This window comes from Actinomadura sp. BRA 177, from assembly GCF_013372625.1.
Lineage (GTDB): Bacteria > Actinomycetota > Actinomycetes > Streptosporangiales > Streptosporangiaceae > Spirillospora.
Map to the genome: position 1 here is coordinate 13,253 of NZ_JABXFD010000469.1, position 22,398 is coordinate 35,650.

Consider the following 22,398-nt stretch of genomic DNA (forward strand, 5'->3'; position numbering starts at 1 on the left):
CGGGCGGGCGGGCGCGGCGTCATGCCGTCGTCGTGAGGTCTCGGCGGCTGAAGGTCCGCAGCGCGAGCGCGGTGAGGGCGGCGGCCACCAGCGTCAGGACGCCGATCGCCGCGGCGCTCACGTTCTCGCGCGGGTACTCGCCGACGTGCGCGAACGGCGAGACGTTGACGGCGCTGCCGGGGATGTCGAGGACCGGGGCGAAGAATCCGGCGACGACGCCGTAGCCGAGGACGGCCCAGACGATCGGCACTGCCCGGGGCAGCGCGCCGTAGAGCAGTCCGGCGGCGGCGAGGAGCAGCCACACGGCGGGTGTGTGGGCGATGTGCCCCAGCGTCGTCTTCCACAGGAGCGCGGCGTCGCCGGTGCCGATGGCGGCGGCCGCTCCGGTGCCCAGACCCGCGACGAGCAGCAGCCACGGGACGGCGAGCGCGGTGACGGCGAGGTTGCCGCCGAGCCAGCCGGTACGGCTGACCGCGGTGGCAAGGACGGGTTCGGTGCGTCCGGCCGACTCCTCGGCCCGTACCGACTGCACGGCCAGGATGGCGAATACGGCGACCGTGAACGCCATGGTCAGGCCCATGACGCCGAGGTAGCCGGCGACCAGGTCCCGGCCTCCGCCCATGACGGCGATCAGATCTTCTGGAGCGTCGTCCAAGCCTTCGGCCATCGGCTGGGCGAACGCGCCGTAGGCCGCGCCGGCGATCAGGAGCGCGACGCTCCAGCCGATGATCGAGGCGCGCTGGAGGCGGAAGGCCAGGGTGGGCGCGGTGCGGAGCCAGGCGGCGGCGCGGGGCGGGCCCGGTGGCGGCGGGACGAGCCCGGCGTCCAGGTCGCGGCGGCCGGCCAGGCGGTATCCGGCGGCGGCGGCCGCGGCGGCGCAAACCAGGGACAGGGCCAGCGGCCACCACCGGTCGAGCACGTAGGGCGCGGTCTGCTGGGACCAGCCGATCGGGGACAGCCATGACAGCCAGGACGGCCCGCTGTCCTGGACGGCGGCCATGTCGCCGATGCCCCGCAGGACGAAGGCGGCGCCGAGGACCGCTCCGGTGAGCCCGGAGGCGGCCCGGGGGTAGGCGAAGATCTGCACGGCGATCGCGGTGATGCCGCCGAACACCAGCCCGACGGCGCCGACGGACGCCCCGAACAGGGCCGACCCGGCGGCGGCGTACCCGGCGGCGAGCATGATCGCGGTGACCAGGGCGGCGGCGGTGGCGCTCATCAGCGCGGTGAGGATCAGCGCGGCGGTGAGCTGGGCGGACCGTCCGACGACGTTCGCGCGGACCAGTTCGGCTCGTCCCGAGCGTTCCTCGGCGCGGGTGTGCCGGGTGACCGTCAGCAGCGCCATCAGCGCCGCGAGGAGCATGACGTACAGGCCGTACTGCCCCGACAGGAACCGTTCGAGCGTGATGGCGTCGTAGCCGTAGCCGGAGCCGCCGAAGATCGCCCCGGCGGGGCTGGTGGAGAACGCGCTGACCGACTCCAGCTGCTCGGTGGTGGTGTAGACGGAGTTCAGGGCGGTGGTGAAGTAGCCCATGAGCAGTGCCACGCCGAGCGTCCAGGCGGGGAACCGGACGCGGTCGCGGCGCAGCATGAACCGCAGCAGCGTGCCCGTGCCCGCCAGGGTTCCGCCGGACGCGGCGGGTCCGGCCGCGGGGAGGGTCGTCGCGGTCATGACGTCCTCCCGGCGGCCGCGCCGTTGCCGGTGCGGGTGAGGTCGTCGCCGTAGTGGCGCAGCAGTAGCTGCTCCAGGGTCGGCGGGTGCGCGGTGAGGGCCTGGACGTCCAGCTCGCCGAGGCGGCGGACGGCGGCCGCCAGGTGATCGCCGTCGACGTCGAAGCGGAGCTGCCCGTTCTCGGTGCGCAGGTCGTGCACGCCGGGCAGGCCGGCCAGGGCGCCTGTGTCCCGGTCGGTGGTCGCGGTGACGGTCGTGCGGGTCAGGTGCCGCAGCTCGGTCAGCGTGCCGGTCTCCACGATCCGGCCGTTCCGGATGATGGAGACGCGGTCGGCGAGGGCCTCCACCTGCGCGAGGATGTGGCTGGACAGCAGGACCGTCCGCCCGGCGTCGCGGGCCTCGCGGATGCACTCCTGGAAGACGGCCTCCATGAGGGGGTCGAGGCCGGCGGTCGGCTCGTCGAGCAGCAGCAGGTCGACGTCGCCGGCCAGCGCGGACACCAGTGCGACCTTCTGCCGGTTGCCCTTGGAGTAGGTGCGGCCCTTCTTGGTGGGGTCCAGGTCGAACCGCTCGCACAGCTCGTCCCGGCGGGCCGGGTCAGTGCCGCCGCGCAGCCGGGCGAACAGGTCGATCGCCTCGCCGCCGGTCAGGTTCGGCCACAGCTCGACGTCGCCCGGGACGTAGGCCAGGCGGCGGTGCAGGCCGACCGCGTCGGCCCAGGGGTCGCCGCCGAGCAGCCGGGCCCGCCCGGCGTCGGCGCGCAGCACGCCGAGCAGGATCCGGATCGTGGTGGACTTCCCGGCGCCGTTCGGCCCGAGGAACCCGTGGACGTGGCCGGCTTGCACGGACAGGTCGAGCCCGTCCAGCGCCTTCACTTTTCCGAAGGACTTGTGCAGGTCGTCGATCTCGATGGCAGGGGTCATTGTTCAGCCCTCGCTGAAAGGCATGGAGAAAGGGATGCCGAGCGCGCTCGGCCGGCCGCCGGTGAGAAGGCGGTGAAATGGCGTGGTGTATCAGTCCTGCGATGCGTCGCGGGGCGGGTCGGGGACGTAGAGGAGGTACTCCTCCAGGAGCGACCGGTCGGTGTAGAGGCCCTCGGTGAACATCTCCAGCACGGGGGCCGTCACCTCCTCAAGGTAGGCGCGCAGCGCCTTGCCGAAGGACGCCGGTTCGGCGTGCTCGGGGTGCAGTGTGAGCCACACCAGCAGGGAGCCCATCGCCTGGTAGGCCATCACCCGTGCCCGCGCGGCCGGGTCGCGGCTCGGCCGGATCACCCCGGCCGCCACGCCCGCCTCCAGGTAGCGCGTCGCGTCGTCGATCATGTCCTCGAACAGCTCGACGGCCAGGCCACCGCCCTCGCGCAGCGATCGCACCACGTACAGAGTGATGGGGGCGAACCGCTCGATCTCGGCCAGCCTCGCGAGGAGCTGGGCGGCGCTGCCGTCGGTCGTGGCCGCGCGCTTCTCCGCGACGATCACCTCGCGCACGTGCTCGTCGCACGCGCGCCGCAGGCCCTGCTTGGAGCCGAAGTAATGCACGACCAGGCCCGGGGAGACGGCCGCGTCCTCGGCGATGGCCCGCAGCCCGGTGGTGAAGCCGTCCCTGCCGAACCGGTCGATCGCGGCGTCCCGTATCCGGGCGGCGGTGACCGGGTCGCCGCCGTCCGCCGAGGACGTGTTCCGCGCTCGCACGAAGACCACATTAAACGTCCGTTCAATGATCAGCAAGAGGTCTTCGGAAAACAGGGTGCGGAGAAACGTTGAAGGCATGCGGCCTGGCCCGGTATCCCGCGTAACGCCCCTGCCGGGTCCTGGCAGGCCGGCCCCCGCCGCGTCCGGGAGGTGCGGGCGCCCCCGGTTCGGGAGGTGCCCGCGGGACGGAAGCGGACATCGAGCAGGTATCCTGACGTCACAGGGTGTGCCGGGAAGTCTGGTCGGCGGTCCGTCCGACGACCCCGCAGAGTGGAGAACCGTGCACCCGACCTCCCCCGGCCCGTCAGCCCGTACCGAGGACCGCGGCACGGCCGCCACCCTCGGCGAGTTCCTCCGCCAGGAGACGACCGGCGGACGCCTGCTGCTCCTGGCCACAGCGGTGGCCCTGATCTGGGCGAACGTGGCTCCCGGCGCCTACGAGCAGGTCTGGGGCGCGAAGGTCGGCGCCGGTCCGGACTGGCTGCACCTGCACCTGACGCTGGCGCACTGGGCGTCGGACGCACTGCTGGCGATCTTCTTCTTCGTCGCCGGAGTCGAGGTCAAGCGCGAGCTGACGATCGGGGAGCTGGCCGGATGGCGGAGGGCCGCGCTGCCGCTGTTCGCCGCGGGCGGCGGGATGATCGCGCCCGCCGCGGTCGCGCTGGCCGTGTCGCGCGGAGCCGCCGCCGAGGGCGGCGCCTGGGCCATCCCGGTCGCCACCGACATCGCGTTCGCGCTCGGCATCCTGGCCCTCGCGGGCGCCGGGCTCCCCGCCGGCGTCCGCGTCCTGCTGCTGTCGATGGCCGTCATCGACGACCTGGGCGCCATCGCGCTCATCGCCCTCCTGTTCACCTCCGGCCTCAACCTGGTCTACCTCGTCCTCGCGGTGCTGCTCTGCGCCCTGTACTGGTGGCTGCACCGCCGCCGCATCACCGCACCGTGGATCATGGTGCCGCTCGCCGTCGCGGTGTGGATCTGCGTCCACGGCACCGGCGTCCACGCCACCGTCGCGGGCATCGCCCTCGGCCTGCTCACCCCGGTCGCCCCGATCGGCGGCGAGAAGGAGAGCGCGGGCTCGCGACTGGAACACCGGCTGCACCCGCTCTCGGCCGGGCTGATCGTCCCGCTGTTCGCCCTCGCGGCAGCGGGTATCCCGGTCGGCGCGTTCGGCGACGCCCTGACCGACCCGCTCGCCCACGGCGTCTTCTTCGGCCTGCTGGCCGGCAAGTTCCTCGGCGTCCTCGGCGGCAGCTGGCTGGCCGTGCGGCTCGGCATCGGCACGCTGCCGAGCGGAGTCGGCTGGGGCGACGTCGTCCCGGTCGCGATGCTGGGCGGCATCGGCTACACGGTCAGCCTCCTGGTCTCCCAACTCGCCACCGCCGACGCGGCCACGGCCGAGATCGCCTCCACCGCCGTCCTGGCCGCCTCCCTGCTCGCCTCCGTCATCGCGATCGTCCTGCTACGCCGCCGGGGCCGCGTCCATCAAGCGCCCCCGACCCGCACCGCCGCTGCCTGAGAACGAGTGCGCCCCGGCCGCACCAGCCTTCCCGCATGACGACGGACCAGGGGCCGAGCGCGCTGCCTCGTCAGCCCCTGGACGCTGCCCGGCACTCGCATCGAGCACCCACCACCGATCGTCGAAGCCGAACGTCCGCCATCGCCCCGTCACCGGTGGGGTGTCAGTCGGTGCTTGCCTCGGGGGTCCAGCCTGGGGTTGCCGTCGGGCCTACCAGCCCGGCGGGAGGGAAGTGAAGTCGGGGCCGCGGCCCTCGGCGAACGCCGCCAGGGCCTCGGCGTTGGCGGGGCCGCCCATCAGCCGGGCGAAACCGTCGTTCTCCCGCTCCCGGGCCCGCCGGATCTCCTCGCGCAGCGGCGCGGTCATGTCGCGCTTGACCTCGCGCAGGCTGGAGATCGGCTCGCCAGCGTGGCCGCGACCCGGTGCGCCTCCGGCGCCACGCCCAGGCTGGTGAACGGGGTCTTGAGCCGGGCGTCGCCGGACATCAGGACCAGGTCCGCGAACCCGATGACGGTCAGCCCGATGCCCAGCCCCGCGCGCGGAGCTCGCGACGGACGTCTCACCGTGCTTGCCGGTACATGCGATCATCGCTGGAGACGAACGCCTCATCGACCGTCGCTGCGGGGCGTGGACATAACCCGTGAGGGTGAGTCGCCGTGCCGGATGAGAAGAGTGGACGGGCCGACTGGGCAAGGCTCACTGCGTTCTTGAACGAGCGCCCTGAGTCGGAGCGGCGTACCGCACCCGCCCGTCGCGTTTAGGGTGGCCCACGGGCGGGCTGATCATGCGGACGACACGTACGAAGACATAACTGAAAGTTATGGCCAAGCTGATGACGTGCATTGATGTCCGGCCGCGATACTGCTCCATGCTCCTTCGAGATCGCGCTGGGCATCGGCGAACTGTACTCGCGGTCTCGCTGAGAGAATCACGGCGGAGGCAGAAGGGCGCGTCGCTGAACATTCTGGAAGTTCGTTCCAACGTATCGACACGCTTTCAAGAAGCACCGGTACAACGCTTCCACGTTCACCTGATTCGCCGCGCTAATGCAGTCACGACCCGCAAGGATCTTGGGCCGAGAGCATATCTTCGGATAAGGAGTCCCAGACTTGAGCAATGGCAGCGTCGACATGCGGACGGAGAGAGCACATTCGGCCCGGGTCTACGACTACATCCTGGGAGGCAAGGACAACTACCCGGCCGACCGGGCAGCAGCCGCCGATATCGTCGCGAACTGGCCGAACCTGCCAACGTCCATGAGAGCCAACCGTGCCTTCATGGCCAGAATGGCTCACCGCCTGGCTGCCGACTTCGGTATTCGACAGTTTCTGGACATCGGCACCGGGCTCCCCACCGCTCCCAATCTGCACGAGGTGGTGCAGGGCATCGCGCCGGAGTCACGGATCTTGTACGTCGACAACGATCCGATCGTGCTGGTGCATGCGCGTGCCCTGCTCGCCAGCTCGGCAGAGGGCAAGACCAGCTACCTGGACGCCGACTTCCTCGACCCGGACACGATCATAGAGTCCAACCAGTTGCGCGAGACCTTCTCGCTGGATCAGCCCGTCGCGTTGACTCTGATCGCGATCGTCCACTTCATCGTCGAAGACGACGAGGTACGGCGAATCATCCGTCGCCTGATGGACGCGTTGGCGCCAGGTAGCATCTTGGCGTTGTCCACGTGTACCGCCGACAGTGCGCCGGCTGAGGTGGAAACCGGAGTCGCCGCGTACAACGCCAATGGGATCCCCCTGGTGGCTCGCGACGAGGCCAGAGTCGAACGCCTTTTCGAGGGAATGGATCTCCTCGACCCGGGCATTGTGCTCGTCAACCGCTGGTATCCAGACAGAACGGCCGCCGCTACAAGTGACGCCCATGTCCACATGTACGCCGGCATCGCACGCAAGTCCGCCTGAAATTTCGGGCTGTGCATACGATCGGCTGCTGACGTGGGCGGTCATCACTGATCGGGTGCCCATGCGGATCATGGAAAACGATCTTGTCGGTGTCGGCCGCCAGCACCACCACGTAGTGGTCTGCTCCAGTGGCTCTGCCGCTGTCGGGCTGGTGCAGCAGCAGACCTGCGTTCGCACTCGTAGCCGAGCAGCCCGATCGCGGCGTCCAGTCCCCTCTCCGGGTCCCAGCCGAACGGGTCGGACAACGGCAGGGTGCCCCGAGCAGTTGGAAGCCGAACGGCGACCCGGTGAGCACCTCCAGGAGAGCCGGGGATGGCGCATCCCGGCCGAGCGCAATGGCGAGGGAATTGGAGAAACAGTAAAGGAATCCGTTGTTTGTGCTTGATGTTCATGGAAGCTGATCGGCCGTTTTCGGACGGGCCGGTAATGACGCTCCAGCGGGTGGCAACGGAGCCTGGAAGCGGTGCGCGCTACAGGTCGTCCCAGGCCAGGGAGATCGCCTTCCAACCGCCGGGCGTACGGATGAACTGGGTCGTCTTGTGACCGGAACCTTCGAACCACTCACCGTTCCGGTAGCCTGACTTACCGTATGCACTGAAACGATGCGCGATCGAACCGAATATTTCCGTCCGTTCAGCGACCTCCCATTCGGAGAACTCGGTCAGCGTCCCATCGGTGAGGATCTTCTCTCTGGGTGTGATGAATGCATCGAGGTCGTAGACCCGCGTCTCGCCTCCGACGTTTTTGATGATCATCCCTTGTGGGATGAAAACGTCGCGGACGGCAGTGAGGTTCGGCCGGATACCGCCGACGTTGGTGAACGCACCGAAGAGCACGCTCATCAGGCGGTCGAGTTCGGACTTGGCGTCGGCCTCCACGGAACCCCCGTTCTCATAACGTCTGTTGTGAGAACGTAGCCTGTCGGTATGCCGCACCTCAAGGGAGACCATGACGCACGACGCAGCAGGGCTCCCCACGAGGGGAGGCACACCGGAGAACTGTCCATGCAGGAGCACCAGACGGCCGGGCTCATCGAGAATCGTCCCGTCCGTCTACTGATGAAGTGGCGGTCTTCGTTCCGCCGCCGTGCTTGGTCATTCGAGGACGTAGACGCACCTTCACGGCGCCACGCGTGAAGGCCGCGTCGGTGGCCTTGTTCGACCACACGTACGCTTCTCCGGGCACCAGGCCGGCCATCCTGGACGGTGTCAGGTCTGCGAGTGACGCGTTGGCCTTCTGCAGGTGCTTCAGCCAGGCCGGCGACGTGAACTTGTGCAGGATCACATGGTTGGACAGTTCGATGAGCGAAATCGGTACCGAAGGCGGATCCTGACTGGCGACGAGGACGCTCATGCCCTTGTGCCGCATCTCCCGGACGCTCTGAACCAGGCCGTCGACGAGGTCGGGGCTCTCGATGTACTTGTGGGCCTCATCGAAAACGACCAGCTTGTTGAAACGCTCGCCCTCCTCCTGCGCCTCGGCGAACAACTGCATGAGGACGACGAACAGGCCGAGCGCCTCGTCTTTCTCGATGAACTCGTCGCGCAGGTCCACGATGATCACGCGGCCGGGGCGGACGAGCTGCTTCACGCGCGCGTCGTCGTCGATGTAGTCGGCCGCCAGGTCCAAACGCTGCTGAGCGAGCTGCTTGAGGCCGTCGGACATGGCCGACTGCTCCACGCCGTCGCGGATGACATCCAGACGCAGATCCCTTCGGTGCGCCTTCATGATCCGCTGAAGCTGCCGGATGTACGTGGACTGGTTCCCGATCGCCCCCATGAGAAAGCGCCAGTGCTCGGCGCGGAGTTCGGCCGATCCGAACTTCAACGGCAAGACTTGAACGCCCTGGTATTCGCGGCGACGCTGTTCCAGTTGGTCTTCGGGGACGAGCATCACCACATCGGTGAGAGCGGCGGGCCGTCCGCCATAGGTCTCTTCGAGAACGCGCATCTGCTCGGAGTCGTCGTTGGGGGCGAGCATGCTGGTGAACTCGGGGGCGTAGTCCAGCGTCGGGCTGTAGTGGAAAACGATGGTGGCGAGCGGACGGGGAAGCTCGTTGACCGGCGGCAGCGGCAGCGACGCGGCCTCAATGATCGATCCGAGCGTGTAGCTCTTGCCTCCGCCCTGGACTCCGAACAGGCTGATCGTGTGCGTCTCATTGAGGTCGAGGGCGACTGAGCGCCCCGCGACCTGGCCCATGACGCCGTATTGCGGCGACGGACCACTCGATCCCACGTACACGGCCGGCGTCTCCGCTCCCGCAGGGGAGGCGGCCACTTCTCGATCATGGTCGGAGGCGGCGGCCTCGGCAGGTTCCGGCTCAGGACCGGGCGCTGCGTCCTCGGCCGACGCCGCAGGGCTGGTGACCGGCTCGATCTCTGGTTCCGCGCTCGCCGGTGCGGTGTCATCCGCGAGTTCGTCCGGCTCGATCCGGACCGGCTCGTCGGGGGTGTCGTGGCGGCGGGCCGGGGCGCGGAACGCGGCCTCGTGAAGGCGCGGCACGGTCAGGTCGAGGCTGCTGAGGCTGGACGCCCTTTCCGCCGCCGGTACCTGATCCGTGGGAACCGCGTCGAGGAGTTCCTCCGCCAGGTCCCGTCCGATCCGATGGAACTCGACACCCGCCTCGTGCTCGGAACCCGTCCCCCGTCCGGAGAGGTCGAAGATCAATCCGGTTCGGGTGAACTCCAGCCGGTATCCCGCGTCGAGCCGGTCGAGCAGCCAGCGCGCCTCGGCGGCTGCGTCCGGGCGCATGGTGCCGTGCCGGACGGCGCGCCCGACGTAGAAGTGCAGGAGCGTCGCGAGTTCGGCGTTGCGCACTGCCCGATCGGGCCGATCGGGTCGGCTCCGGTGCGGGTCGAAATGCTCTGCCAGCACGGTCTGACTGCGGTCGATCTGCTCGATCATGTGGCTCTTGAGCTGTTCGTAGGCGGACAGCCCCTCCAGACTGCCGTAGCATTTCACCTCGACCAAGCGGCAGGTGATGGTGCGCCGACGGGCGTCGAGGCTCAGCAGAGCCAGATCGGTGCGCTTCAAACTCACCGACTCCCCCACCTCGTCGGCACGCCTGCGCGACTCCCGGTACAACCCGAGATGGGCGTCGAGCGGAACGAGGATCTGGTCGGCGAGAACGTTCTGGTAGTCGAGGAAGAGCCGGGCCAGCGCGAGCCCCAGCACTTCGGTCCGCTGTGTCGGCGCGCTGGAGGCCAGTTTGAACGCGAGCCGTCCCGACAACAGCCGCAGTTGTTCAAAAAACGTCCCGGTATGCCGGGTGTCAATGGTGAATCCGTGCTGAGTGCAGACCGGTGCGAGCAGCGCGCGCAGTTCGTCCACCGACCGGGAACTGATCACCAGATGGTGCCCCAGCCCCTCGGCGCCTTCGACATCGAAGTCGATCACATAGTCGGGCCGCCGTTCGCTGCCGGGACTGTCGAAGTACTCGACGCCCAGCGTCCGGTCGACGGTGATCACCCAGTCGCTGGAGCGGTGCGCCTGGTGGAGCAGAGTTCCGTCACGGGCATCGAGCGTGAGCGTGACGCGGGGCACGAAACCGGTGCCCACCTGCCCCGTCGTGACCGCGGCCGCCGCCTGGGAGATCGTCGCGGGAAGCGCTGACAGCAGGTCGGACAGCTCCTCCGCTCCCATGATCGGATGGGCGGGGCCGTGCCTTGGCTGCTTGTGCCACGTGACGGTCTCCTCGTCCTCGACGAAGGTGACGGACACGTCCTGGACGAGCCCGTGTACCGGCGTCATGCCGAGAGCGTCAGCGGGCGCCGCGTCGTAGCTCTCGCCGCTGAAGGCGTCGAAGAGCAGGGTCAGGTGCGCCGCGTGCTCGTCGGTCGCGGAGCGGAACTCGTGCAACGGCCGGACGGCGACCGCCAGTTTGGGAATGAGGCCCGAGGGCCGGCGTGTATGGAAGGTCTCGGCCTCGGCCGCTGAACCGCCCTCGCCGCGCAGCAGTCCAGCGAGAGCCTCCCCGTTGCCGGTGGCCTGGGGATCGGAGGCGAAGAGGCGAATGTCGTAGTTGACGTCCGCCAGTCCCTTCCGCCGTTGGAGTTCGATCAGCATGTCGACGAGGTGCTCGGCTCGTCCCGCGTTGACCGCGCTGATCACCAGTGTGTCGACGTACGGGTGGAGGCGGAGGTAGCGCTCGACCCGGTCGGCCAGCGCCCGTCCCGAGACCGCCTGGCCACCGCTCCACCGTTCCGGCAGGCGCAGCCCGGCGGCGAGCGCCGAGAGAAGGCCTTGCGGGTCGTCGGTGCCGGTCGGCAGGCACACGCCCCAGTAGGGGTTGAGGTCTCCGGCCGCGATGGCCAGGGCCCCGCCGCGCCGGGGGACGACGAGCGGGAAGCCGAGCGGGGTCAGACCGGCGAGGGTCCGCTCCGCCGCGGCGATCACGGAGGCTTCGTTCTCTCTGGCGTTCTCAAGCCAGCGGCGGCCTAGCTCGGACCAGGTCAGCAGCCACAGCAACCGCAGTGGATGGGTGGGGGCGACGAGTACGAGCTCTCGCAGAGCACCGTCGGGGTCGGTGAAGCCGACTTCGACGGTGTCGACCTGGAGCAGCGCCGTCATCTCCCGGAGCAGTTCGGTCTGACGGTCCTCGCCGGCCCGCTCGGCGCGGCGGAGCTGCCAGGCCAGGACCTCGCCGTACGACTCGGCGTACGCCTGAATCTCCGCCCGCAGGCCGAGCAGATCTCTCCCTTCGACCACCAGCTCGTCGTCGCCTCTGATGGCGCCCAGTACGGCACGGCGCGCCGCGATGAAGGCGTTCACCACATCGTCGCCCGTGTCCGGCACGGGCAGGACCTCGGGAAGGGGATCTCCGGCCTGGTCGACATTGACGGGGAGCCTCCACCGGCGCAGTCGATCGGGTTCGGCCAGCAGGCGGCGCTGGACCTCCAGGAGCGGCGGAGCAAGCGGTATCTCGGCCGAGCCGTGTGCGCCGAACGCCGCCCGCAGCACATGTCTGCCCGTGCCGTCCGCGTTCTTCCAGGCCACGCTCTTGCACGTGACGCTCCGCCAGTCGCGGGCCTCCTCCAACGACGTGAACTCCAGCCGCCGGAGCGCCTGGCTGACGCCGACCTCTCTGCTGACGCGTTGCGGCGGTGGAGTGTCCTCGAAGTCCTCGTCGGTGACCACCATGAAGCGGTCGCTCTCGTTGCCGAGGTCGGCGCCGTCATGTGCCGTCTCGACCGGCAGGGGCACGCCTTCGGCGTCCTGCGGCGTCACCCGAACGAAGTGCCATCCCTGCTCCAGTTCCGCCGAACGGAGCTTCTTGAGCGCGGCCTTGTAGGTGTTCTTCGCGGTCTTGCCGAGCCGGACCGTCGCCGCCACGCCGGTCGGGCCGGATTCCTCGGAGACCATTTGGACGACGAACTTGGCGAGGCCGGGCACCCGTCGGGGGTGCGGATCCACGGTGAACGTCAGCGGAAGCTGGTTCTGCCCCTGCCGGCCGCCGTGAAGGAACGGCTGTCCGGTCATGTTCCGCAGGACGGTATGGTCCGCGTGCTCGGGCGAGTCACCGGCCCTCGGCAGATCAAGGTCGCCGACGACGATGCGCAGCGCCTCGGCGGGCTGTTTCTCGCGCAGCGGCCAATGCTGGAAGGCGAGGTTCCAGTTCTCCCGGTCGACGACGATCCGCCGCGTCCAGGCCCGGACGTCCTCCAGCCCCGTCCGCACGAGGAACTCGGCCAGCCGCTGCCGGAAACGGGAGTCGGTCAGCCCGAGTTCGATCACTCGCTGACGTTCGGGACGCTCCGTGGCCGACAGCACCCGCATGTGCCCGATGTTCCGCCCGGTACGGGTCTGGACGTGGGCGGGATCGGCGAACAGCTCGAAGTCGGGCACCAGCCCCAACTCGAAGACGGCCGCGCCCGCCGCCAGCGGATCGTTGTCATTGAGCTGGATCGTCAGCAGGTACCGAGACCGCGCGTAGTCCCCCGCATAGGCCCAACCCTGGTCCTCGATGACCGTGAACATCTCCTCGATACCGCGGCGAACGGCGTCGGGAAGTTCGGCGAGGAGCCTTGCGGCCAGTTCGGCGTAGACGTCGCCGAGGGCCAGTTCCTCGAAGGTGGCCACGCCGAACGAGTCCTCCGCGCTGGCGTGCGTGCCGGGCGGGACGAAGACTAGGAGCGGGGGACGCTGCCGTCCCTGCGCATCGGGGTTGCGCAGTTCCACGAGTTTGGTTCCGGTGACGGCGACGTCCGCCGGGACGGCCGGCTCGGAGCCGAGCACGAGAACGCGGGCGCCGTTGTCGACGGCGCTCCTCACGCGCCGGCACAGCCGGACCGCGAGCGAGGTCTCGATCTCGGTGACCCGCATGCAATGCCCCGGCAGCCGAGCCGCCAGCCGACCGGACAGCCGCGGGACGAGGACCCGTTCCAGTGCGGTCTCGACATCCTGCTCCTGCAGTTCTCTCAGTCCGGCGCTCATGCGTCCCTCCCCCGGGAACGGTCGGCCGTCACCGTGTAGCGCGGGGTGATCGTCTGCGTCAGGTAGGCGTCGGACATGTCCGAGTAGAAGCCGATCTCCCGAAGTCTGGCGGTGAACGCATCAGTGTTGGCGCGCAGCGCGGCCTGGTCGTCGATCGTCGGACGGTCGAAGCCGTCGCCCGGCGGAAGCCTGTCGATGTGCAGCCCGTACCGCTCCCGGAGAATGGTGAGGAACTCGTCCACGCGCAGGGACGCGGTGTAGAACTCGCCGTCGTCCCCGAGCCTGAGCAGCGACAGCTGGAGCAGCACCTCCAGCAGGCGGCTGTCAAGGATGAACCGGCGGTCACCGCGCCTCGGCTGCGCGATCATCGCGCCGGGCCGGTTCTTCAGCAGGAGCGAGTCGAGGCATCCGGTCAGGTACTTGCGGTGGAAGGCGACGCGGTAGGCGGTGATGACCTCGATGTAGGCGGTGAAGTCGTCAAGGCCGAGTTGCAGGATCTGCTCGACTTCGGCGTCGATCTCCGCATCGGCCCCTCGAGAGCTCTCGATGACCGCCAGCCGACCGCCGGCGAACCTGTCGCGCTCCTCTTTGTGCGCGGGAGCGAGCAGGCCCAGCAGGTCCTCGACCGTGAAGAAGCCGCGCACCAGGGTGCGGAGGGTGCCGCGCCGCACCAGATGCCGCGCGAGGTCGTCGAGCCGCTTCACGGTGAACGTGGCCCGGACGAAGTCGGGAATGCGGCCGAACCACACCGCCGCGCTCCGTTCGGCCAGCCGGGCGGTCGGCGTGCCGGGGATCCCCACGACGTCGAGGAAGAGCCCTCCGCCTGGACGCGCGTGAGCGCCGCGGACCAGGGACGGCAGCAGTTTCAGGATCCGCAGGTGGTAGAGCGCCAGGTGGAAGGCGAAGAGGATCTTGAGGTAGTCGACGAGCACCGACCGCGGGATCAGGTCGCGGTGGAACAGCAGGCGGAGGACGTCCTCCACCAGGAGGTCGGACGCCTCCGGATAGAGCGGCGGGTAGGAGCGCCGGTCCTTGGCGCTCGCGGGCCGGTCGGTGATGTCCCGCTTCACCGCCTCGGAGAGGTTGATCAGCGCCTGCGTCTCCACGTCGATATCAGCGTCCGACATCGGCGTTTCGGTGCGCTTGTCCAGCCCGTCGAAGAAGAAGTTCTTCAAGTGTTCGAGCGTCCGGAGGCCGCGCCTCGGGTCGGAGGCGTGGGAGATCATCTCGTAGAGCTGCTCGTCCGCGCCGTAGGCGCGCGACCGGCGCGCGTTCCGGAACCGGTAGGTGAAACCGTGCAGGGGACGCAGACCCGCCACGGCCTGCGTCGCCTTGCCCCGGTTGACCACGTCCAGCAGGTGGGTCTCGAGCCAGCGGCGGGTGGTGTCCGGATCGAAGCCCGCGAAGGACTCGGGATGCTCCCGCAAGGTGTCGACGAAGTCGTCCACGTCGAGGTCCGCGGAACGCGAGACGATGCTGGATCTGCCGTCCCACCAGAGCCGGGGCAGGAAGCCGGTCAGGACCCGGTCCATCTCCATCTGCTTGTAGTCCAGATAGCTGATGCCGGGGTGGCGGAACTCCTTGTCACTGCGGTGCAGAGTCATCGGTCTCCTCCCCTCGTGCGTCGATGCCCTCCATGACTAGACGCCCGTCGCGTTCACGGCGGACCCGGTGCAGACGGCGTCCCCCGGCGGACAGGACGATCTCCTGGTAGGGCGCGGCCGACAGCTCGTTCTTGAAGATCGTCAGGCCCAGGTAGTGGCCCTGCTGCTCGGCGATGCCCGGCAGGTAGCCGTCATGGAGGCGGTACAGCAGCTCGAACAGGTCGAGTTGGATCCGGAGCCGTGCGGTCTGGCCTCCTGGACCGTGGTAGCCGAGCACCAGCCCGTCCGGCTCCTGCTCCAGATAGGGGGACGGCACGCCGCCCGACAGCGTGAGCGTCAGCGCATCGATGGGGAAGAGGCGGTAGCTGCGGATCGTCCCGCCCGGCACCTGGCGAACCTGGAGGGCGAGGGTGTCGCCGAGGCTGCGCGGGTCGGGCAGCCCTTCCCCGCGGTTGATCGCCGCGATCAGGTCCGGGAGCCGGGCGGCGGCCCGCTCCGGGTGCTCCAGCAGCGACAGGAACCGCTCCGCCGAGCGGAAGGGGGACATGGCCCGCGACCGCTTGTCGTCCACTCCCTCGAAGTAGAACCTCCGGCGGACGGACGCCAGGTAGCGCGCGTGTGCCTCCCCTCCTCCCCGGGGCACCGCGGCGTCCCCGGCGAGGCGGTGGAAGAGCGTGCGGAGCAAGGACATGTCGTAGTCGCCGCGGCGGTCGATGGTCATCATCGCCTGCCCGGCGTCGGGACCGACGTGCGCGAGTCGCTGGTCCAGCGCGGGGACGGGGACCGCGGCGACATCGACCTCCTGGAGGAAGGCCAGCAGCCGGTCGCGGGTTCCGGGTGCCCCCACCCAGCTGTTGAAGTAGAAGCCGGAGAGGATCTTCTGGATGTCGTCCCCGCGGTACAGCTCGTGGATCTGCGCGCAGTCCCTTCCGGAGGTGAGCGTGAACGCCAGGGCGGAGCGCAGGTCCCGCACCGTGATGTGCATCCGTCCGCGCAGGTGGGCGAGTCTGTACAGCTCCCGCAGCCGCTTGACGATCTTCGGTCCCGCGCTGGGGTGGGCGAGCGTCCTGACGTTGTGCGGCACGTAACAGGAGTTCACCAGGTCGCAGGACGCGCAGGCCTCCCAGAACCGGTCGTGGGTCATTCTGGCCAGCATCCGGTCGAAGATCGGCCCGCTGAGCCGGTCGGCGCCGGCGACCACGCTGCGCCGGTTGAGGTTGACGACGGCGATGTCCCCCGGTGGGAGTTCGCCGTCCAAGCCGGCCAGGACGGTCGAGGCGAGGAACGCGAACCTCTCGGTGTGCGTGGTCAGGAAGTCGACGAGCCGTCCCTCGTTGATGGCGATCAGCCTGGTCTCCGGCTCTCCCGGCCCGGCCGCCGCGCCTTCGGCGAAGGGCCCGAAGAAGTCGGCCAGCACCTCATCGTTGGCCTTGTCGCCCTCGTCCTGGCTGCCGTCGTAGTTGGTGCGCAGCCACCGGCCGTTGAGCAGCCGCACGTCGGCGCCGTTGTCGCGGGGCGCACCGGGGGCGGCGCCGCGGTCGATCGCGGCGGCGATGAGGTGTTCCAGGAAGGCCGTCTTGCCGTCTCCCGCGTTACCGGTGATCACGACGAGCCGGTACTGGCCGGCGAGCACGTCGGGGATCAGCCTGTCGTCCAGCGCGGTTGCGACGTAGACGTCGTAGGGGTCTCTTCCGCGCGTGCCCGCGTTGCTGCTGGTGCTCTGGCTGTAGAGGGTCTGGAGGTGGGCCACGAACGGGTTCACGTTCCGGGCGGAGACGACCGGCCGCGGTTCCGGTGGCGGCGCCGGCGGCCGCCGGTGCACCTCGCCGATCGCCTCCAGCGCGGTGAGGAACTCGGCGGCGTCGCCATAGCGGGCGCTGCGCAGCGGGGCGATCGCCTTCGTCACCGTGTCGACCAACGCGTCCGACAGTTCGGACAGCCCGGACAACGACCGCGGGTCCACAGGCTGCTCACCGAGGGCGGGCCTGCCGGACGAGAACGGGTACCGGCCGGTCAGCACCTGGTAGAGCGTGACGCCGAGGCCGTAGACGTCGCGGTCGACGAGGTCGATCGCCGTCGGCGGGACGCGCGTGTTGTGGTCGGGCGGAACGTACTTGGTCGTGCCGCCCGCCTTCGACATGCTCGACCCCGCCGACGCCGACACGTTGAAGTCGATGATCTTGCAGCCCCGGTCGGTCCAGAGGAGGTTCCCGGGCTTGATGTCGCAGTGGAAGATTCCGCTCGCGTGCAGGAACGCCAGTCCGCGAGCGACTTCGACACCGAGCTTCACCGCGTCCGCCGGGCCGAGCGAACGCTCGTCGACGAGCACGCCGACGTCCTGGCCCTCGACGTACTCGAACACCAGGTACGGGGTCTCGCCGCCGTCCAGGTAGTCGGCGCCCTCCACCTTGATCACGTTGGGGTGCGGGCGGAGGCCGAGCAGGATCTGGTACTCGTGCCTGAGACGCTCGACGAGGGATTCGCGGTCCCGGTCCACGATCTTCACGACCCGGTCGGCGCCCGCGAGGTTGTCGTACACCTGGTATGCCGCGCCGAAGGAACCGGGCCTGCCGAGCCTGCGCTGAATCGTGTACTTGCGGGTGAGCTGGTGGCCTTCCGGAAGGTTGCGGTAGTCGACCTTCGGGGTCGCGTCTCGTCCGGTCTGCCGCCGGGTAGCACCGGTCAGCGCCCGCAGGGCCTCCGCCGCCGAAGGGCGCGCGGACGGCGCCCGCGCGCACATCCGGCCGAGCAGCTCGGCGATCCGCTCCGGGATCACCGCCGCCTCCAACGGCTCGGCGGGGAGCACGCTCCCCTTCTCGTACTGGTCCGACGTCGAGGCGAACGGCAGTTCCCCGGTCAGGACCTGGAAGGCGATCACACCGGCGGCGTAGACGTCCGATGCCCGGCTCATCGCCTGCGCCCTCGACTGGCACTCGGGGGCGACGTACGCGGGGTCGAGCGCACCGGCGAGCCGGTCCACGACCGTGTGCGACCGGGGCCCTTCCGGGCGGGCGTAGTCGAAGCCGGTGAGCATGCCCCGCCCGCTGTCGGTCACGAGCACGGCCGCCGGGGACAGCGCGCGGTGGATGACCCGATGGCCGTGCGCGTGCGCCAGCCCGCGCAGGAGGTCTGCGATCAGCCGGTACCGGGCGTCCGCCGCCAGCGCCTGCCGGGGGTTGTCCAGGCGCAGCCGCAACGCGCCGCCGCGAACGTCGTCGAGGACGAGCACGAACTGGCTCTCGTCCTCGGTGGGGAAGAAGTCCCGGCAGCCGACCACGCATTCGTGCGGCGGCATCTTGGCCAGTACCTCGTAGGCGTTGGCGATCGCGATGCGCTCCGCCGCGCGCACGTCCTCCGGCTGGAACGGGTCGGCCTTGTAGACCCGGAGCAGCACGGTCTGCGAGCTGGTGACGGTCGCGTTCGCCGCCCGGTACTCGGTGACCTCCTCGGTGCCGCCGAGTGTCTCCCGCACCACCCAGTTGCCGAACCGCGGCGGACCGGACGCCACCCGCACGACGCCTTGCAGCGTCCTGATGATCTCCTCCCCGTGCCGCCGGATGTCGCGTGGGAAACCGCTGCGGACCCGGGAGACGTCGGACAGCACCGGGATCAGGTCGTCGAGGCTCGCGACGTCGTGGGCGTCCGCGTCCGTCCGGTCGCTGCGGTCCACCAGGACGGCGTCATCGGCCGTGAGCACCACCAGCGCGTCCACGAACACGCGGTTGAGGCCGGGGCTCCGGCGGGCGAGCGCTCCCTTCAGCGCCCGGGCATGGTCGCGGAGCTTGGACACCGGGGAGTGGAAGGAGCCGCGGTTGGACGGGTACCAGCGCCGGCCCGAGACCTCGATGCGTCCCCTGGTCCCCTTCACATCGATGACGCACACCGAATGCGGCATCACGACGATCAGGTCGACCTCGTACATGTCGCCGCGGACCGGGATGTCGATGTTGTGCAGCACGAGCCAGTCGTCGGGGCCGTGGTCGCGCAGATGCGCGATGGCCGCCCGCTCGGCGTCGTTGACCGGTGGACCCCCGCCGACGATGACCGCCATGAACTACCGGACCGCCTCTCCCGGCTCCCCTGTCGCCCGTACCGAGACCCCATCTAACAACGCCGGGAACCTGTTGATCCACCGTTTCGTCAAGACGAGCTACGCAACCGGTCAGGCCATTCCGACAGGGCTCGGCGCGAGGCCGAGGTGCGCGGTGGGCCGCCCCGGCCGCATGCTCGGCAGGGACGCCGACCGGCCGCTAAAGGTGGTCGCCGACGTGAGCGACCCTTCCCTTCCGCTCCTCATGCACGAGCCGGAAGTAGATGCGGCCGTAGCCCGGGGCGAACCGGCCGTGCAGTTCGAAGCAGCGCACCACACCGTCGAGGTCCTCGAATTCGAAGAGCCTCTTCCGGATCCGGGATTTCGACTCCGGCGTCACATCGGACCTCCAGTGCGGCTCCTTCGCCAGCGTGGGATCCCATTCCGCGAACGCGCCGTTGATCCTCAGCAGTTCGCGTGCGGCCGGGATCACCCAGTCGCGCCTCAGTCCGGCGAAGTGCTGCTCGGTGCGGGGCAGGAATGACAGGTGCGGGTAGAGGTCCGCGCGCGCCTCCCAGATGTCCGAACCATGTTTGAAGTCGGAGATGCCCGCCTGTTCGATCCAGTCGGCGTGCTCCTCGACATGGTCGAGCGACGAGACGTGCCGGACCTCCACGTTCTGCTTGACCAAGTCGAGCTCGTCCGGGTCCTCGGGAAGCAGTTCGCGTTCGGCGTGGACCCAGGGTGCGTCCCACGCCGGATCGACCTGGAGGCTCACGAGGACGCCGTCCATCAGATGCGCCGCCCCCAGCGCCTTCGCGGTCCGCCCCTGCCAGTGGTAGTCGGCGCCTTCACCCGCGCCCTGGGGAAGGACCGAGCTGAACGGGGCCCGGTTCTGCATGCGGCGGATCCAGCGCCACAGGTCGACGTTGGCGGGTCGCCCGGACCACTCGGACAGGTAGTAGCCCGGCGCCAGCTCCAGCTCCGCCAGCTTCACGTCGGACACGAGGCCGGTATCGCCGCGTCGCGCGGCGACCGCGCGCAGGACGGCGACGAACTGTTTCATCGCCTCGTCCACCTGCTCCTTCGGAAGGGCCTTCGAGCAGGACAGTTCGTTGAAGAAGAGCAGGACGCGCACGAGGCCCCTTTCCCTGGGGGGACGGCGAAAGGACGGTCAGTCGAGGAGCTGGTCGAGCGAGCGGTCCCATTCGTCGAAGAAGCCGGGGGGCCACTGCGACAGCATCCCGTCGGGCCCGATGGCGGGGCTGACGATGTCGACGATCCCGTCGGCGTTGCGCTGGAAGTAGTGCAGCCGGACGTCGTCGGGGGCGAGCTGCTGCCGCTTCACCGTGAGGCGGACGCCGTTGAGGATGTGGTCGCTGTGGGTCTCGACGATGACCTGCGCGCCCGCAGACGCGGCGGCGCAGGTCAGCCGGGCCATCGCGCTCTGTCCTTGGGGGTGGACGTGCGCCTCGGGGTTCTCCAGCAGGATCATGGCGCCGGGCCTGGCCGTCAGGCAGGCCACGACCACCGGCAGGACGTAGGTGAGCCCGAACCCGACGTTGGTCGGCCGGCGCGCGTTGGTCGTGAGCTGACGCGGCCGGGTGAACTCGAAGCCGAGCCGGACGAGGTCGGTTCGGTCGATGGCGGTGGCCGCGATCTTCACTCCGGGACAGATCTCCCCCATCCACGCCTCGACCTGGTCGAGAAGCCGCGGGGACGCGTCGGGATGGTGGAGCACCGTCGACGGGACGGTCTCGTCCTGGTAGTGCCGCAGATAATCGATGGTGTACTCGCCGCGGGTGCCGAGGAACCCGCGCCGCACCGCCATCTCGTGGGACTGCGGGTAGGTCACCGCCGGGTTGATCCGGTCGGCCCTCAGGTACTGGAAGCCCGGGTTGAAGAGGGTGACCCGCTGCTCATCGTGCAGCGCCGGACGTTCATGTGGGAGCGGACGACAGACAGTCAGCGGCAATAGGTCGTCTTCACGGCCATAGCGAGCACGCCATTCATACGGCACCGAGGTACTCGCTCGCAGGGCGAAGCCGATCTCGGGGTCGCGACCCTGCTCGGTGACATGGTCCTCGTGGAGGATGTCCTGGCCGGTCCCGAGTTCGACGAGCTCACCGTTCAGCGGGAATCCGCCGACCGCGCCTGTCTCGGCGTACTCGGCGTTCCCGTGCTCGTGCGAGAGCAGCCCGGCCTGCTCGGCCTGCCGCAGAAGGGCGAGGGCCTGGAGGACGGTGCTCTTGCCGGAGGAGTTCAGCCCGGACAGCAACGTGTATGCGCCAAGCGGTATCTCCGCCGAGGAGAAGGACTTGAAGTTCGTGATGGTCAGCGCGTCGATCATCTGGCGATCTCCCTGAACAGCTCCTCCACGGCGCCGAAGCGGCGGCGAACCTTCTTCCCGTCGCCGGTCGCGACCGAGATGGCCTGGTGGAACTTGTTGTCCTCCATCAACGCCGCGAACCGCGCCTGCACCATGTCACGTCCCTCCCGCAACGCATCGATCTCTTGGGACGTCATCTTGGCGAGGTTCACCGAGACTGCCTCGAAGAGCGCCTTGTTGACCGGCAGGCGCCTGTGCTGGCCTGGGAACCGTTTCCTGAAGGCGTGCTCCTCGAAGATATCGCGGGCCGCCCACATCGCACGCGCGAAATCGTCCTTCAACCGCTCGATCGCTTCCGGCTCCAGAGTGTTGAGCCGTTTCATCGCCTGGCGGAGGAAGAGGTCAAGGTCTCCTCGCGGGTAGTCCTTCGGCTCAGTGAGGCGGAAGGCGAGGAACCGCAGGGCCATCTCACGGTCGGCCATCCGGTCTGGTTTGACGCTGTGTAGCGTCGCCTGGAGGAAGGGGTCGCTGCCGGCCAGTTCCGCGAGAAGGGTTCGGGCTCGCCCGGGAATCAGCGCGTGTCGCAGTTCCTGGAGCGTCAGCGGACGGCCGCCGGTGTTGATCCGGCCGAAGATGTTGAACTTGACCGGCTCGGGTGTGCCCGCCCGGATGAGGTGGACGACCATTTCGGTCTCATCGATCCTGGTCTTCAGCCCGCTGGCAAGGTCGGCATAGGTGTATCCCTCGTAGCTGCTGAGGTACTCCAGGCCGGTGAGCCTCAGCGGCGGCATGCCGATCACCTCGGGCTCCACGAAACGCGCGATGGTGGTGAGCCGCTGGATCCCGTCGACGATCGCCCAGCTCTCCTCGCCGACCTCGGCCGCGTAAAGGTTCGGAAGCGGGATGCGGAGCAGGACGGATTCGATGAGCCTGCTCTGGGCGGCCTCGCTCCAGATACCGGCGAAACGCTGAAAGTCGGGCGCCAGGTCGAGGACGCCCCGCCGCAGCCGCGCCAAAAGCAGCCCGACCGTCATCGTTCGCGTCTGGACGTCGATCTTCGCCGGGTCGAACGGCTCGTGGATCGTGCCGTCCTGTGGCTCCTCCTCCTCGGCCTCGACGTCCGTGCTCAGGCCCCTGTAGTCGTACTCAACCGGGATGTCGAGTTGTACGTCCTTGCTCACACCGATCGCGCCGGTCCTTTCCTTCGA

14 protein-coding genes are annotated in these 22,398 nt (G+C 69.2%); 2 read left to right on the top strand and 12 right to left on the bottom strand.

The annotated features are described in order from the left end of the window. Positions 1–19: 19 nt before the first annotated feature. From HUX53_RS42305 to HUX53_RS27485, 3 genes are all read right to left on the bottom strand, one after another. Complete coding sequence (locus HUX53_RS42305; protein ID WP_176406113.1) at positions 20–1,672, bottom strand: ABC transporter permease; 1,653 nt, start codon at positions 1,670–1,672, stop codon at positions 20–22. Continuing rightward, positions 1,669–2,595, bottom strand: a complete 927-nt coding sequence (locus HUX53_RS27480) for an ABC transporter ATP-binding protein (protein WP_176406114.1) — start codon at positions 2,593–2,595, stop codon at positions 1,669–1,671. Before HUX53_RS27480 ends, HUX53_RS42305 begins: the two co-directional genes overlap by 4 nt. A gap of 90 nt (positions 2,596–2,685) precedes the next feature. Next, complete coding sequence (locus tag HUX53_RS27485) at positions 2,686–3,363, bottom strand: TetR family transcriptional regulator (protein WP_309237467.1); 678 nt, start codon at positions 3,361–3,363, stop codon at positions 2,686–2,688. Between the two features lie 280 nt (positions 3,364–3,643). On the opposite strand from HUX53_RS27485, the gene nhaA reads away from it, so the two are divergent. Then, positions 3,644–4,879 carry a Na+/H+ antiporter NhaA gene (gene nhaA / locus HUX53_RS27490; protein ID WP_176406116.1) on the top strand — a complete coding sequence of 412 codons (1,236 nt, stop codon included), beginning with the start codon at positions 3,644–3,646 and terminating at the stop codon, positions 4,877–4,879. Positions 4,880–5,089: 210 nt separating this feature from the next. On the opposite strand, the gene HUX53_RS40225 is transcribed toward nhaA, so the two are convergent. Continuing rightward, positions 5,090–5,245: a hypothetical protein gene (locus HUX53_RS40225; RefSeq protein ID WP_217919975.1), complete on the bottom strand. Its 156-nt coding sequence runs from the start codon at positions 5,243–5,245 to the stop codon at positions 5,090–5,092. Then, a complete protein-coding gene (locus HUX53_RS40230) occupies positions 5,242–5,442 on the bottom strand; it encodes a hypothetical protein (protein WP_217919976.1) in 201 nt (66 codons plus the stop codon). The genes HUX53_RS40225 and HUX53_RS40230 overlap by 4 nt, the downstream gene beginning before the upstream one ends. Positions 5,443–5,988: 546 nt before the next feature. On the opposite strand from HUX53_RS40230, the gene HUX53_RS27500 reads away from it, so the two are divergent. Further along, entirely contained in the window at positions 5,989–6,795 is an 807-nt protein-coding gene (locus tag HUX53_RS27500; RefSeq protein ID WP_255205690.1) for an SAM-dependent methyltransferase, read from the top strand. A 470-nt stretch (positions 6,796–7,265) separates the two neighbouring features. On the opposite strand, the gene HUX53_RS27505 is transcribed toward HUX53_RS27500, so the two are convergent. The 7 genes from HUX53_RS27505 to HUX53_RS27535 all read right to left on the bottom strand — a co-directional run bounded on the left by HUX53_RS27505 (position 7,266) and on the right by HUX53_RS27535 (position 22,371). Next, positions 7,266–7,673, bottom strand: a complete 408-nt coding sequence (locus tag HUX53_RS27505; protein WP_309237468.1) for a DUF4440 domain-containing protein — start codon at positions 7,671–7,673, stop codon at positions 7,266–7,268. 151 nt (positions 7,674–7,824) lie between these two features. Next, on the bottom strand, positions 7,825–13,227 hold the full coding sequence (locus tag HUX53_RS27510) for an ATP-binding protein (protein WP_176406117.1): 5,403 nt from the start codon (positions 13,225–13,227) through the stop codon (positions 7,825–7,827). Then, positions 13,224–14,831, bottom strand: a complete 1,608-nt coding sequence (locus HUX53_RS27515) for a hypothetical protein (protein WP_176406118.1) — start codon at positions 14,829–14,831, stop codon at positions 13,224–13,226. Before HUX53_RS27515 ends, HUX53_RS27510 begins: the two co-directional genes overlap by 4 nt. Beyond that, positions 14,812–18,882, bottom strand: a complete 4,071-nt coding sequence (locus HUX53_RS27520) for a serine/threonine protein kinase (protein WP_176406119.1) — start codon at positions 18,880–18,882, stop codon at positions 14,812–14,814. The genes HUX53_RS27515 and HUX53_RS27520 overlap by 20 nt, the downstream gene beginning before the upstream one ends. 199 nt (positions 18,883–19,081) lie before the next feature. After that, positions 19,082–19,999: a hypothetical protein gene (locus HUX53_RS27525; protein ID WP_176406120.1), complete on the bottom strand. Its 918-nt coding sequence runs from the start codon at positions 19,997–19,999 to the stop codon at positions 19,082–19,084. A 36-nt stretch (positions 20,000–20,035) separates the two neighbouring features. Then, a complete protein-coding gene (locus HUX53_RS27530) occupies positions 20,036–21,211 on the bottom strand; it encodes a DUF3696 domain-containing protein (protein ID WP_176406121.1) in 1,176 nt (391 codons plus the stop codon). Further along, the gene (locus HUX53_RS27535; protein ID WP_217919977.1) at positions 21,208–22,371 is read right to left on the bottom strand and encodes a DUF262 domain-containing protein; all 1,164 of its coding nucleotides are present in this window, start codon (positions 22,369–22,371) and stop codon (positions 21,208–21,210) included. Before HUX53_RS27535 ends, HUX53_RS27530 begins: the two co-directional genes overlap by 4 nt. Positions 22,372–22,398 lie beyond the last annotated feature (27 nt).

Bases quoted from the DNA above. Each gene is read 5' to 3' on its own strand.
- HUX53_RS42305 (WP_176406113.1), bottom strand. From the start codon at position 1,672: ATGACCGCGACGACCCTCCCCGCGGCCGGACCCGCCGCGTCCGGCGGA.
- HUX53_RS27530 (WP_176406121.1), bottom strand. From the start codon at position 21,211: ATGATCGACGCGCTGACCATCACGAACTTCAAGTCCTTCTCCTCGGCG.
- HUX53_RS40225 (WP_217919975.1), bottom strand. From the start codon at position 5,245: ATGACCGCGCCGCTGCGCGAGGAGATCCGGCGGGCCCGGGAGCGGGAG.
- HUX53_RS27515 (WP_176406118.1), bottom strand. From the start codon at position 14,831: ATGACTCTGCACCGCAGTGACAAGGAGTTCCGCCACCCCGGCATCAGC.
- HUX53_RS27520 (WP_176406119.1), bottom strand. From the start codon at position 18,882: ATGGCGGTCATCGTCGGCGGGGGTCCACCGGTCAACGACGCCGAGCGG.
- HUX53_RS27480 (WP_176406114.1), bottom strand. From the start codon at position 2,595: ATGACCCCTGCCATCGAGATCGACGACCTGCACAAGTCCTTCGGAAAA.
- HUX53_RS27510 (WP_176406117.1), bottom strand. From the start codon at position 13,227: ATGAGCGCCGGACTGAGAGAACTGCAGGAGCAGGATGTCGAGACCGCA.